The following is a 13413-nucleotide window of genomic DNA, read 5'->3' as shown; positions in this document are numbered from 1 at the left end:
AAGTTTAGCTTAATCTAATACCGATTGAGCGTGGGCAATAATGGCATCTGAAACGTCTTTATAGACACCTTTAAGTAAAATCCAATGGTGCCAGTAAAGCGTTTCAGTGATGATATGGTCTTTACATATGTGCACTAACTCACCAGTGGCTAGTTCTGGTTTAATTTGCGTTTTTGGTACTAAACAATAGGCAGCACCATGTTTAGCCATGGTCACAAAAGCATCTGATGAACGCACAGCATGTAATGGATATTCACCTTGCATCAAACCAAAATGCTGTTGAATATAACGTGTGTGCATATTGTCTTTATGATCAAACGCAATACCCGGTGCTTTTCTAAGGCTGTCAGCACTAATGCCGTTAGGGAAATAATCACGACTAAACTCAGGTGACGCCACTAGCAGATAGTCGACACAGCCTAATCGAGTTAATTGACAACCTTTAATCGGTGTAGATTGCACCGAAATGGCACCAAAAGCTTGGCCATCCTTTAACCTATTAATCGTACGAGCTTCACCTTCAATCAGCAGATTTATCTCAACTAAATGTGACTTAATCACTGGGGCTATTGCCGGAATGAGCCAAGTTGCCAAAGTGTCGGCATTGGTGGCGATATTCAGAGTTAACGGAGTCTGGGGCGAATGAGGCATAGCACTAGGAAGTACGTCAGCTTCTAGCTGTACCACTTGGTAATAGTGCTTTAAGAGCTGCTTACCTAAATCTGTAGTTTGAATAGGTTGGCTTCTAATTAATACTGGTTGAGCAAACTGTTGCTCTAATTGTTTAATCCGCTGTGACACCGCCGATTGCGATAAGCACAACACACCTGCTGCACGCTCAAAACTTTGTTCTTTAATCACACAACTCAATGCTTGCAGCAATTTATAATCAAGTTTACTCATTGTTTTACCAACTCATTAAATCCCCTGAAACCATCGTAACCGGTATTCATGCTGCTTTCATTAATTTTTCTTATAAAGCAGAAAAATTAGTAATTTAACTTATAACAAGACTATTGCTACCTTAGCAACTCATTACATTGCTTGTAACGAGGAAACTCATGGCCACTTCTGCATTATTTCAAGGACTTATTCTCGGCTTAGGAATGATTATTCCAATTGGCGCTCAAAACTCTTACATATTAAGTCAGGGAATAAAACGCAATCACCACTTTCTCGCGGCCACAATTTGTATGTTGTGTGATGTGTTATTAATTGGTCTAGGTATTTTTGGCGGAGGTAAATTAATCGCCAGCAGTGAATGGCTAATGTTACTTATTGGCTGGGGCGGAGTCACTTTTTTAGTTGTTTATGCAGTTATGTCGTTCAAAAATGTATGGCGAAATCAGTACCAAGTTGCAACACACATTGCAGCAGCCAATAGTCGTAAAAAAATTATCGGCACCACATTTGCGGTCACCTTGCTTAACCCTCATGTGTATTTAGATACTGTGATGATATTAGGTAGCGTGGGCGGTACTTTTGATGGTAACGAAAAATGGGCATTTGCAATAGGTACTATACTGGCATCGGTTTTGTGGTTTTATACTATTGCATTTGGTGCCGCTAAACTTGCACCCTGGTTAGGTGCACCTAAAGTTCAACGCGTGATTGATGCCATAGTCGGCACTATTATGCTTTTTATCGCCTATTCAGTATTTAATACTTTATTAATAATACCAACAAACTCATAGCGACAGGCTACACATGTAAACCAAAAGCTACACATGTAGACCAAAAGATACTCATAAAAAACAGTAAAGAATTAACTCTCCATTGGCACAAAACCAGCTTGCTGTTTTATACGTATTAACCATTGATTAATCTGCGGGTAATGGGCTAAATCAAAGCCACCTTGATGTGCAACATGAGTATAAGCAAACAAAGCAATGTCCGCTAAAGTAAACTGCGAACCACACAGAAAGGGTTGCCAAGCGAGCTCAGCCTCCATAGCCGCAAGCGCTTTATGGCCTTTAACGTGCAGTGAGTGATATTCAGCTAAACGATCTTCAGGTAGCCCTAAATACAACTGAATAAAGCGTGCTACGGCAATATATGGCTCATGGCTATACTGTTCAAAAAACATCCACTGATACATTTTAGCTTTACTAAAAGTATCGGTGGGGATCAATTCAGAGCCTTCAGCAAGATAACCCATAATGGCATTCGACTCCGATAATACTCTCCCATCATCGAGTTCTATTAATGGTATTTTACCCTGCGGATTTTTAGCTAAAAACTCTGGTGTCTGCGTTTCACCATTCGTGATACTCATTTCTTGCCATAGATGATCGACATCGAGCATATTCAACACCAGCTGCAATTTATAACAATTACCCGACATGCTATCGCCATAAGCTGTGATCATTAGTTGTCCTCAACGCTAAAATAACTCAATTACTTTTTAACAAGACTAGAAATTAACGCACGCAATGCGGCAGGTTTTACCATCTTTGCCATATAGTGATAGCCACGTTTTTCAACATCATCAATCAAATCTTTATTAGTATTGGCAGTAATTAATATCCCTGGTAAATGCTCACCATAACGACTGCGAATACCATTCATCGCATCAATACCATTTTGGTCATCATCTAAATGATAATCAGCTAACATAATGTCTGGGGCGACTCCTTTAAGCCCTAATTTAATTCGAGCATCGGCAAGGTCTTTGGCACAAATAACTTCACATTGCCAACGACTTAACAAAGACTCTAGCCCCGCGAGAATGGCTTCTTCATTATCAATACACAAGACTTTAATGCCAGCTAAAGGCTGCAATAATGTCGGTAAAGGTTTACTACTTATTTTGCTGACCGTTTCACCTAATGGCACGAATATAGAGAATAGAGAACCATGACCTAAAGTTGAACTTACATGAATTTGATGATCAAGTACTTTACTAATCCGATCGGCAATCGCCAATCCCAATCCCAAGCCGCCAACATTACGGCTACTGGGATGATTAAGACGTTTAAACTCTTTAAAAATTTCTTGTATATCAAACTCATTTATCCCACAGCCAGTATCTAACACTTGGATCTCGATAAAATCACCTCGATGGCGGCAACCAAATAACACTTTTCCACCACGGGCATATCGATATGCATTGGTTAAAAAGTTTTGCAAAATACGTCGTAATAATGAAGGGTCGGAGTTAACTGTCGCTTTAGAAGGCACCATTGAAAACGAAATTTGGCTATCACTGGCCATGGCGTCAAATTCAACCGATAAACCGTTAATCACCTCTGCGATAGCAAAATCACGACGATTAACGTCCACCATGCCAGAGTCGAGTTTTGAGATATCGAGTAAATCGGTCAATAACTCTCCCGCTATTTTCAACGAACTATTTACATGAGTTAGCGTGGTGCGGGCTTCTAAATCTAGATTAGGATATTGCGATAATGAGGCCGTAAATAACCTTGCCGCATTTAATGGCTGCATTAGATCGTGACCGACGGCGGCTAAAAATCGAGTTTTAGATGCATTAGCGAGCTCTTCTTGCGCTTTTGCTTCAAGTAATTCACTGTTTAGCATCGCCAATTCATAGGTTCGTTCTTGCACACGACTTTCTAGAGTTTCGTTGGCTTCCAGTAACGCTTTTTCTTGCAAACGATATTGAGTAATATCGGTAAATGTCATCACAAAGCCACCATCGGGCATTGGATTACCTTGAATTTTAATCACTTTACCATCTTGGCGTTCACGCTCAGATGTGTGCGGAGTGCCATTACGCATATGCTGTACCCGCACTGCTACCTGGTTTTCAATGTCTCCCGAGCCACAAAAGCCGCGCAACGCATTAAACCGCACCACTTCAGCAATAGGCATTCCTTGTTGTAAAAAGCCTTCAGGATATTGATATAATTCAACATAGCGATAATTCCACGCAACCAAACTCAGGTCTTTGTCGACCACACTCATACCTTCATAAGCGTGCTCAATTGCACCGCGCAGCATATCCTGACTTAAAATAATTTTAGAGGATGCTTCATCTACAAGACTGAATACTTCATCCAGCGCCAAATCGCGGCCTTGTAGGACAGAGTCCATCACTAATGATGCACTTGATGCACCTAAAACACCCGACAGCATGTGTTCAGTGTGAGCCATTAATTCTTCTGGAGCAGCTTTGTACCAACTGTCACTTTTAACTGCATCGGCAGAAAAACGACTAAAGCTTTCATAAGCACGAGTTGGGCTCACAAATCGGCTTGCTAAAATTAATAAATCTTGTTGCGAAATAGGCCCTTGACGTTTCTTCGAATCTTTCTTAGATGACCAAGGTTTAACAAAATTACTTGCTTGAATACGTTCGGCAACGCCCGCTCTAAACCAAATAGAACCCAACACATAACAAAATATATTCGCTAACAAAGCGATTAATGTATCACTAATATTTGGGGTTATTGAATTGAGTAAGCCAGACTCACTACCGAGTAAACGAGCCTCGCCTGCACCTTGAAGTAAAATAAAACACCACAAGCTAAAACCGACAGCTAGGCCAAGATAAACACCCGCTCGATTACCGTGCTTCCAATATAATCCACCGACTAATGCCGGCGCTAATTGAGAAAATGCGCCAAAGGACATCATTCCTAAATGTGAAAGCGAGTCACTGTCAGTAAACAGTAAATAACTTAAATAGCCAAAACCTAGAATAACCACAATCGATAAACGGCGGACATTTAATAATAATTGAGAAAATTGGCTAAAGTTCTTTTCTCTTATTTGCCCCGTTCGCAGCAAAAATGGCACCAACCACTCATTACTGACCATCACACTGATGGTCACTACGGCCACGATCACCATCCCCGTTGCCGCAGACAAACTACCTAACAAGGCTACAACCGCTAATATCGGTTGGTCTAGTGCCAAAGGCAAATTAATAACATAAGTATCAGCAGATACCGAATCACCCAGAATAATTTTACCGGCTAATGCCAATGGCGCGACAAACATGCCAAATAAGGCTAAATAAATAGGAAATATCCAGCGAGATTTCTTTAAAATATGCTCACCGCCACATTCAACCACCATCACATGGAACTGCCTTGGCATACACAAAAACGCTGCCATACCAACAAATAGTTCAGGGAGAAACGACTCTAAACGAATGTGACTATTTTCGATTAATGCTTTATCTGATGCCTGCTGCCAAATATCGCCAAAGCCATCAAAAACACCAAAACTAATCACCACACCGACTGAGATAAATGCAGCGAGTTTAACCAATGACTCAAACGCAATTGCGACCATCATTCCAGGATTATGTTCAGTAGCATCTAATTTACGCGTACCAAATAAAATGGCAAAGATGGCCAGTAACATGGTGATTAATAATGGCACTGCTACTGGGCTCAAGGGGTTATCGTCAGGTTGGAATAAGTTAAGGCTAAACACCATTGCTTTAAGCTGTAGCGCGATATAAGGCATGATGCCAAACAATGCAATAAGCGTGACTAAAGCGGCTAATAACTGTGACTTGCCATAACGAGCAGCAATAAAGTCGGCAACTGAAGTAATGTTTTGTGCTTTAGACACCACAACCATTTTTCGTAGCATGCCAAACCCAAGGGTAAACACTAATATTGGGCCGACAAAAATAGGTAAAAAGGACCATAAATCATTGGCAGACTGACCTACTGTGCCTAAAAAACTCCATGATGAGCAATATACAGCTAAGCTAAGCCCATAAATCCATACTTGAGCTTTTTGATTTATTTTACTAAACCACCGCTCGGCACCCCATGCCAAAATAAACAGCAATGACACATAACATACCGCAATCACGGCAACGATTAAGGTTAAGTTCATGAAACGTCCGCTATCACTTTATTATTATTAAAAATCTGTTTTATTTTCATCTAAAACATCATGTATTGAGCAGAAAACAACCTGCATAAGAGAATCGATATAAATAATCGACCAAATCTGCAGCAACCATTACCATATTAACACGTGCAACAGACTAAATATTAAGGATATTTTAAAACTAGACCAAGGTCTAATAGTGCAAACAACCCGTTGCAGATGATACTTTAACCACGCCATTTTTAGAAAGGGAAGCCCCATGACCCCGCAGTCTCTTTACAAAGTTCCTAGTGACATTGCAGAAAACGCACTGGTTAATAACGATCAATATAAGAAAATGTACCAGGAGTCCATTATTAATCCAGAAGGTTTCTGGAGAGAACACGGCAAACGTATTGATTGGATTAAACCTTATACCAAAATTAAGAAAACGTCTTTTGATGATCATAATCTTTCGATTAATTGGTTTTATGATGGCACGCTCAATGCCTCGGCCAATTGTTTAGATCGTCACCTTGAAGAACACGGCGATAAGCTTGCCATTATTTGGGAAGGCGATGACGCCAACGAACAACGCAAATTAACTTACGCAGAGCTACACACACAAGTGTGTAAGTTTGCCAATGCGCTACGTAGCCAAGGGGTTAATAAGGGAGATATCGTCACTATCTACATGCCGATGGTGCCTGAAGCGGCAGTCGCTATGCTTGCTTGTGCTCGCATTGGTGCAGTTCATTCAGTGGTATTTGGTGGCTTCTCACCCGACTCGATAGCAGCAAGGGTAATTGATGGAAAATCAAAAGTCTTAATTACTGCCGACGAAGGTATTCGTGGTGGCCGTAAAATCCCTTTAAAACGCAGCATTGATGAAGCCATATCAAATCCTGATGTTACTTGCGTCGAAAAAGTCATTGTATTTAAGCGCACAGGTGGTGACATCGATTGGGTTGAAGGTCGAGACGTTTGGTGGCATTCACTCATGGAAGTGGCTTCAGAATTTTGCCAACCAGCAGAAATGAACGCCGAAGATCCACTATTTTTGCTTTATACCTCTGGCTCTACAGGTAATCCTAAAGGTGTGCTTCATACTACCGGTGGTTATATGGTGTATGCCTCGATGACACACGAATACGTGTTTGATTATAAAGCTGACGAAGTATATTGGTGTACCGCCGATGTAGGCTGGATTACCGGTCATTCCTATATGGTATATGGACCTTTTGCTAATGCCGCCACGGTATTAATTCATGAAGGTGTACCTAATCACCCTACTCCAGCTCGATTAGGTGAAATGATTGACCGACATAAGGTCAATATCCTGTATACCGCTCCTACATTAATTCGTGCATTAATGGCTGAAGGTAAAGAACAATTTAGCAGCTATAAAGGTGACTCATTGCGCATTATGGGTTCAGTAGGTGAACCCATAAACCCTGAGGCTTGGCGTTGGTACCATGAGGTAATCGGTCATGAAAACTGCCCTATTGTCGACACTTGGTGGCAAACTGAAACTGGCGGCATCCTGATCAGCCCATTACCTGGTGCAACGGATACCAAACCTGGCTCTGCAACTCGACCATTTTTTGGTGTGCAACCAGCACTGGTTGATAACATGGGTGATATTGTTGAAGGTACTGGTGAAGGTAACTTAGTTATCCTTGACTCGTGGCCAGGCCAAATGCGAACAGTGTACGGTGACCATGATAGATTTGCGCTGACTTATTTTAAAACATTCCGCGGTATGTATTTTACCGGTGATGGCGCACGTCGTGATGAAGATGGCTATTATTGGATCACTGGTCGTGTCGATGATGTCATCAACGTTTCTGGGCATCGCTTAGGTACGGCTGAAGTGGAAAGCGCTCTAGTGTCGCATGAACTCGTTGCTGAAGCGGCCGTTGTGGGTTACCCACATGACATTAAAGGCCAAGGCATTTATGCATACGTCACCCTAACCCGTGGCATTGAACCGACAGAAGAGTTACGTCAAGAGTTACGTCAATGGGTTCGTAAAGAAATTGGTGCACTTGCTACACCAGACCTTATCCAGTGGGCAAGTGGTTTACCTAAAACGCGTTCAGGCAAAATTATGCGTCGATTCTTACGTAAAATTGCGGCTAACGAAGTAACCAACTTAGGTGATTCTTCTACTCTGGCAGATCCTGCAGTGATTGATACGTTGATTGAGTCTCGCTTAAACAAAACTGAGTAATGAAAATCAACTTGTGATGTTCTATCCACCCTGAGAAATCCTGACCAATTTCTCTTTTCGCCCCTCAATTGAGGGGCTTTTTTTTATCTAAAACCAGCATTATTTAACATTATTACTTATCTGAAACCTTAGGCTGTGGAGCATAAGCAGTATCAATAGTGACATTATATGAATGATCATTTAATGTCATTTTGTAGCTCGTTGATTGACCCACTTTAATCGTTATGGCTTTGTCACCTAATAGATCCGCACCATCATTAGATTCATCGCGTAAACTTATCAACAAATTAACCTTATTATCACTATTTGCTGTCGATACTATGGTCACGCCATAGTCTCCTTCAACACTGAGTGACACAGATTCATTTAGTCCCATCTCAATTTTTGATGCCGATGCAGTTGCATCGTCTGAATGCTTAACCGTTTCTTCAATAGATAAACCAATGACCAGACTTTCTTCGGCAACGGCGAGATGGCTAACCATTAACAGAGCGGCTAACGATAAAAATTTCATAATGTGTTTTCCTGATGGTGATAAATTTCATTTTTATTAGTATTAATATCATCTGATTCAATAGATGAATCTACACCAACTGATATAAAAAAACAGCGCTTAACACGCAAAAAATGCCATCCCTGTCTATTTATCATCTTTAACCATCAGCAATTGATTTATCCAACTCAATTAAAACATCATGGTTTATCAATCATTGGCTATGTTAAGCTTTATATAAACCAGAATAACGCTACCGGTAAAGTGAAACACTCATCTACTCACCCCGTAAATATCACCTTACGTGACTATCAACAGCAATCGGTCGACGCGGCCATAGCTCACTTCAAGCACAGCCAACAATCGGCGGTATTAGTGCTACCTACCGGTGCGGGTAAAAGTATTGTGATTGCCGAACTGGCACGTATCGCGAATGGTAATGTGCTAGTGCTCACCCATGTAAAAGAATTAGTCGCTCAAAATGCTGAAAAAGTGGGTTTACTCACTCAAGAGGCCAATATCTATTCCGCAGGATTAAATCAAAAAAAGGCTAATGGCAAAACCGTGGTAGCCAGTGTCCAATCAGCCGCTCGCGCCCTAGATAAATTCACTCAAGCATTTTCATTAGTGATCATTGATGAATGCCATCGAGTCAGTAATGAGTCTACTAGCCAATATCAACAACTGCTCACGCACCTTAAAGCGCGTAATCCTGACATTAAACTGCTTGGGCTAACTGCCACGCCTTATCGTTTAGGTTTAGGCTGGATTTACCGGCACCATTATCATGGAAAAGTAGGTAATACAGATACACCTGTATTCGAAAAATGCATTTTTGAACTTCCAATGCGACCATTGATCAAAAAAGGTTACTTAACCAAACCAACCATTTTTGACGGACTGAGTGCACAGTATGATTTTAGTGAGCTCGTTGCACATGACAGTGGTGAATATCCACAAATGGAAATCGATTCTTTATTACATCATCAAGGACGAGCAACCACAGCTATTATCAAACAAGTAAAACAACTTGCTGAACTCCGAAAAGGTGTATTGATTTTTGCTGCTACGGTCAGACATGCCAATGAAGTAATGACTCTGTTAGACGACGATGCCGCCTTAATTACCGCTCAAACGCCACATAGCGACCGAGATGACATCATCAATCGCTTTAAAGCCCAACGTCTCAAATACATTGTTAACGTTGCCGTATTAACCACAGGCTTCGATGCTCCTCACGTCGACCTTATCGCAATTTTGCGCCCCACCGCATCGGTGAGCCTATTCCAACAGATGATAGGTCGAGGATTACGCTTGGCCCCCAATAAAGCAGATTGTTTAGTCATTGATTATGCCGCTAATGGTTATGACTTATTTTACCCGGAAGTCGGTCAAGCCAAACCCAATAGCAAATCAGTACCAGTACAAGTGCATTGTCCTGTATGTCAATTTGCTAATACTTTTTGGGGCCTAGTGGATGGCGATGGCGATATCATTGAACATTATGGCAGACGCTGTCAGGGGTTAATCGATGAGCTGCAACAGTGTGACTTTAGATTTAGATCAAAGTCATGCCCTGACTGTGGAGCGGAAAATGATATCGCGGCACGTATTTGTCATAGCTGCCAATCAACCTTAATTGATCCCGATAAGCGACTAAAACAAGTACTTAACGCTCAGCATCATCACTTATTTAAATGTGAGCAAATGTTGTTGCGCGATCAAGACAATAAGTTGCTTATTCAATATATTGATATTGAAGGTAATGATTTTAAGCGAATGTTTAGCTTCGCCACACCAGCACAACGAAAAGCATTTTATGCGGTATTTGTTCTCAGTCATACCCGCACTCCAGGTATACCGCATCCTCAATATAATAAAGTAACCGATGTATTGACGGATCAAATTCGATTCAGAAAACCCGATTTATTATTGCTGAAAAAAAACAAACATCGCTGGGATTTAGTTGATTCATTTTTTGACTATCAAGGCAAATATAAAATCGATATGAGTTAAAACAAAATTAATTGCGTTGAATTATGATTTGAAAAGTACTTATGGTATAAATTGGCCATATCATTAAACAGGAGTCACCATGTTTGTAGTTATTTTTGGCCGCCCAGGTTGCCCATATTGTGTTCGAGCTGTTGAATTATCAGAAAAATTAGCGGCGCAGAGTGAAGATTTCAAATTCAAATATATTGATATTCATGCCGAAGGTATTACTAAAGCGGATTTATCAAAAAGTGTGGGTAAAACAGTAGAAACTGTTCCACAAATTTTTGTAGATGAACAACCTATTGGTGGTTGCACCGAATTCGAAGCGTATGTACGTCAAAACAACTTACTTAATTAAGCTTCGTAAGTATAAAGATAAAAAGGCAACCTATTGGGTTGCCTTTTTATTATCTACTCAAATACTAAAGAGCATATTTCGCCGAAAACATAATCCGATTCAAGTCGCCATCGGAACCGTCTTCACGTTCATTCAAGGCATGCATTAACTCAACTCCAAAAGTCAGTGGCTTTGAAGGTGAGAACAATAAGTTAACGTAACCAGAGTAAGCCTCTTTATTAACGGCACCGCCGGTAAGCGCTACATCATTATCTGCGCTAAAACCTGAGAGCGTCACACTAGATCGCCATTGCTCTGACCACCAATGACGATATGACACGAAACCACCAAACGATTTAATCGTTTGAATTTCACCGTTGGTATCAAGCACACCAGCGTTAGCATAATTTAGCGCCATATAACGACCTAGCCCTTCCCCGTAAGTGGCAGTAAATTTGAGGTCATCTTTACCAACAGGGATAACCCCCGCAAAACTGACACCATAACCCAGCTCTGAAGTATCATACGTTGTGGTACCAACGACTTGCTCTAGATCTAATTGCCTTACAATCGCCGCAACTGAAAATGCAGAACCACTGGCAGCGCTAAAATTATAGCGCCCTACAAAATCAGGAACAACGCCACTGCCACTGGTAATTCGACCACCGCCGCCTAATGGCGTCACAGTTGTTTCAGGGTTTTCAATCGAAAATTGCCAGTTACCACTGGTATAACGTAATAGTGATTGTCTAACAAACGGTGTGCCTTCTGCCGCACCAACAAAATCCAGGTTTTCCGGTAAAGCACCAGGATTTTGGAACGTGGTCCACGTTTGTCCTACTGTCCAATTATCATAACTTACAAATGCATGGCGAATACGTGGAGAGTAACTATTAGACACACGTTCATTACCATCTGTATGTGTCATAAAATCCAGTTCAATAAAACCGGTCAGTTTATGCCCTTCAAGATCAGTAACAGTCTTAAAATTAAAACGCGATTCACGAGCTTGAAAGTCGACTACTTGCTTACCATTCCCCGTCGTGCCATAAATCGTTCCTGGCACATAGAACTGACGAGATAGAGAACCTGAATCTGGCGCCCCATTACCATAATCACTAAACATCACATCGGCTTTGATGTAGCCACCAAAAGTCATATCTGTAGCAGCCTGAGCTCCCCCGCTCATTGCCAATAAAGCACCTGCAACATAAAGACTGAGTTTTTGCTTTTTCATTATTATCTCCCTATTGATATTGTTCTAATCTTGAGCAATATGAGCTAATTAACAATCATATAACATTAGCAATAGGTCTATGAGACAAAAGTAGACAAGCAAAAACTAATAAATAGACTACTTCGAAAACAAGATGTTGTTTAATACAATGTAGATCTTGATGAGTTTGGACACTAAAGATTTATAAGAAATTAAACGCTAAATAAGCTGATAACAAAATACATCGACCAGTTACGACCTGGATTGGTTTTGTATAACATCTTAGGCTCGCTGGAATATAATCATCGAACGCTACTCAAATCTTGTAACGTAATAATAAGATATAACGTTGATAAAAGGGATTCTTAGAGGACATAACTAAAGGAGTAAAATAGTGGGTAATGAAAGGTTCAAACATTGGAAAAATGACTCAAAAGTCAACGGCAGCAGTTGATTTCACACAGAGTAACTGAGCTGACGATCCATCTTGATTTTGCAAAACCTAATTATTATTGAAATTAAAGCAAACTATCGAGATTTAAACATCTGAAAATATACTGAGCTATTTTAGCCAATGATAAGTATTGTATTCTGTGATGATTTAGAAATAATAGTGAGGGAATAACAGAGAAAGTGGTGGGTCGTGAAGGATTCGAACCTTCGACCAATTGGTTAAAAGCCAACTGCTCTACCAACTGAGCTAACGACCCATCTTGGTTTTGGAAGAACTAATATTCTTACTGGAACAAAAGCCAACTGTCTCTATTTCAAGACAAACTGAGCTAACGACCCATCTTGGTTTTGCAAGAACTACTATTCTTGCTGGAACAAAAGCCAATTGTCTCTATTTCAAGACCAACTGAGCTAACGACCCATCTTGGTGTAACCTTTAAATTCTTTAACCACATTTAAAAAGTGGTGGGTCGTGAAGGATTCGAACCTTCGACCAATTGGTTAAAAGCCAACTGCTCTACCAACTGAGCTAACGACCCATCTTGGTTTTGCAAGAACTACTATTCTTACTGGAACAAAAGCCAACTGTCTCTATTTCAAGACCAACTGAGCTAACGACCCATCTTGGTGTAACCTTTAAATTCTTTAACCACGATTTAAAAAGTGGTGGGTCGTGAAGGATTCGAACCTTCGACCAATTGGTTAAAAGCCAACTGCTCTACCAACTGAGCTAACGACCCATCTTGGTTTTGCAAGAATTGATATTCTTACTGGAACAAAAGCCAACTGTCTCTATTTCAAGACCAACTGAGCTAACGACCCATCTTGGTGTAACCTTTAAATTCTTTAACCACGATTTAAAAAGTGGTGGGTCGTGAAGGATTCGA

Annotated in this window: 9 protein-coding genes and 4 tRNA genes (1 of these 13 only partly in view); 4 read left to right on the top strand and 9 right to left on the bottom strand. The window is 40.7% G+C overall.

Annotated features, from left to right (window positions below):
• Positions 1-9: 9 nt before the first annotated feature.
• Positions 10-903: a LysR family transcriptional regulator ArgP gene (locus H5181_RS16590; protein WP_011636946.1), complete on the bottom strand. Its 894-nt coding sequence runs from the start codon at positions 901-903 to the stop codon at positions 10-12.
• Positions 904-1061: 158 nt separating this feature from the next.
• Here H5181_RS16590 and H5181_RS16585 point away from each other — a divergent pair, with 158 nt between their 5' ends.
• Positions 1062-1694 (top strand): LysE/ArgO family amino acid transporter, encoded by a 633-nt coding sequence (locus H5181_RS16585; RefSeq protein WP_123776891.1) that lies wholly within the window; start codon positions 1062-1064, stop codon positions 1692-1694.
• A gap of 71 nt (positions 1695-1765) precedes the next feature.
• Here H5181_RS16585 and H5181_RS16580 read toward each other — a convergent pair whose 3' ends face one another.
• Together H5181_RS16580 and H5181_RS16575 are read right to left on the bottom strand one after the other, a co-directional pair.
• The gene (locus H5181_RS16580) at positions 1766-2365 is read right to left on the bottom strand and encodes a glutathione S-transferase family protein (RefSeq protein ID WP_182751560.1); all 600 of its coding nucleotides are present in this window, start codon (positions 2363-2365) and stop codon (positions 1766-1768) included.
• Positions 2366-2397: 32 nt separating this feature from the next.
• A complete protein-coding gene (locus tag H5181_RS16575) occupies positions 2398-5820 on the bottom strand; it encodes a PAS domain-containing hybrid sensor histidine kinase/response regulator (protein ID WP_182751550.1) in 3423 nt (1140 codons plus the stop codon).
• A gap of 256 nt (positions 5821-6076) precedes the next feature.
• Here H5181_RS16575 and acs point away from each other — a divergent pair, with 256 nt between their 5' ends.
• Positions 6077-8029: an acetate--CoA ligase gene (acs, locus tag H5181_RS16570; protein WP_011636942.1), complete on the top strand. Its 1953-nt coding sequence runs from the start codon at positions 6077-6079 to the stop codon at positions 8027-8029.
• A 112-nt stretch (positions 8030-8141) separates the two neighbouring features.
• Here acs and H5181_RS16565 read toward each other — a convergent pair whose 3' ends face one another.
• Positions 8142-8543 carry a hypothetical protein gene (locus H5181_RS16565; RefSeq protein ID WP_011636941.1) on the bottom strand — a complete coding sequence of 134 codons (402 nt, stop codon included), beginning with the start codon at positions 8541-8543 and terminating at the stop codon, positions 8142-8144.
• Between the two features lie 243 nt (positions 8544-8786).
• On the opposite strand from H5181_RS16565, the gene H5181_RS16560 reads away from it, so the two are divergent.
• Both H5181_RS16560 and H5181_RS16555 read left to right on the top strand, forming a co-directional pair.
• Positions 8787-10538 (top strand): DEAD/DEAH box helicase, encoded by a 1752-nt coding sequence (locus H5181_RS16560; protein ID WP_123884399.1) that lies wholly within the window; start codon positions 8787-8789, stop codon positions 10536-10538.
• Positions 10539-10617: 79 nt separating this feature from the next.
• Positions 10618-10878: a GrxA family glutaredoxin gene (locus H5181_RS16555; protein WP_011636939.1), complete on the top strand. Its 261-nt coding sequence runs from the start codon at positions 10618-10620 to the stop codon at positions 10876-10878.
• A gap of 64 nt (positions 10879-10942) precedes the next feature.
• Here H5181_RS16555 and H5181_RS16550 read toward each other — a convergent pair whose 3' ends face one another.
• From H5181_RS16550 to H5181_RS20605, 5 genes are all read right to left on the bottom strand, one after another.
• Positions 10943-12094, bottom strand: a complete 1152-nt coding sequence (locus H5181_RS16550) for a DcaP family trimeric outer membrane transporter (protein ID WP_182751549.1) — start codon at positions 12092-12094, stop codon at positions 10943-10945.
• Between the two features lie 613 nt (positions 12095-12707).
• Positions 12708-12783 (bottom strand) — tRNA-Lys (locus H5181_RS16545).
• A gap of 206 nt (positions 12784-12989) precedes the next feature.
• A tRNA-Lys gene (locus H5181_RS16540) sits at positions 12990-13065 on the bottom strand.
• A gap of 125 nt (positions 13066-13190) precedes the next feature.
• Positions 13191-13266 (bottom strand) — tRNA-Lys (locus H5181_RS16535).
• A gap of 125 nt (positions 13267-13391) precedes the next feature.
• Positions 13392-13413: transfer RNA gene (locus H5181_RS20605), tRNA-Lys, on the bottom strand (it continues 154 nt past the right edge of the window).

The organism is Shewanella sp. SG44-2, from assembly GCF_014164215.1.
GTDB lineage: Bacteria > Pseudomonadota > Gammaproteobacteria > Enterobacterales > Shewanellaceae > Shewanella > Shewanella frigidimarina.
Note: the sequence above shows the minus strand (reverse complement) of the source record. Positions and strands in the feature narration are given on the sequence as shown.

Coding starts and splice junctions, on each gene's coding strand:
- H5181_RS16590 (WP_011636946.1), bottom strand. CDS start 903: ATGAGTAAACTTGATTATAAATTGCTGCAAGCATTGAGTTGTGTGATT.
- H5181_RS16585 (WP_123776891.1), top strand. CDS start 1,062: ATGGCCACTTCTGCATTATTTCAAGGACTTATTCTCGGCTTAGGAATG.
- H5181_RS16575 (WP_182751550.1), bottom strand. CDS start 5,820: ATGAACTTAACCTTAATCGTTGCCGTGATTGCGGTATGTTATGTGTCA.
- acs (WP_011636942.1), top strand. CDS start 6,077: ATGACCCCGCAGTCTCTTTACAAAGTTCCTAGTGACATTGCAGAAAAC.
- H5181_RS16565 (WP_011636941.1), bottom strand. CDS start 8,543: ATGAAATTTTTATCGTTAGCCGCTCTGTTAATGGTTAGCCATCTCGCC.
- H5181_RS16555 (WP_011636939.1), top strand. CDS start 10,618: ATGTTTGTAGTTATTTTTGGCCGCCCAGGTTGCCCATATTGTGTTCGA.
- H5181_RS16550 (WP_182751549.1), bottom strand. CDS start 12,094: ATGAAAAAGCAAAAACTCAGTCTTTATGTTGCAGGTGCTTTATTGGCA.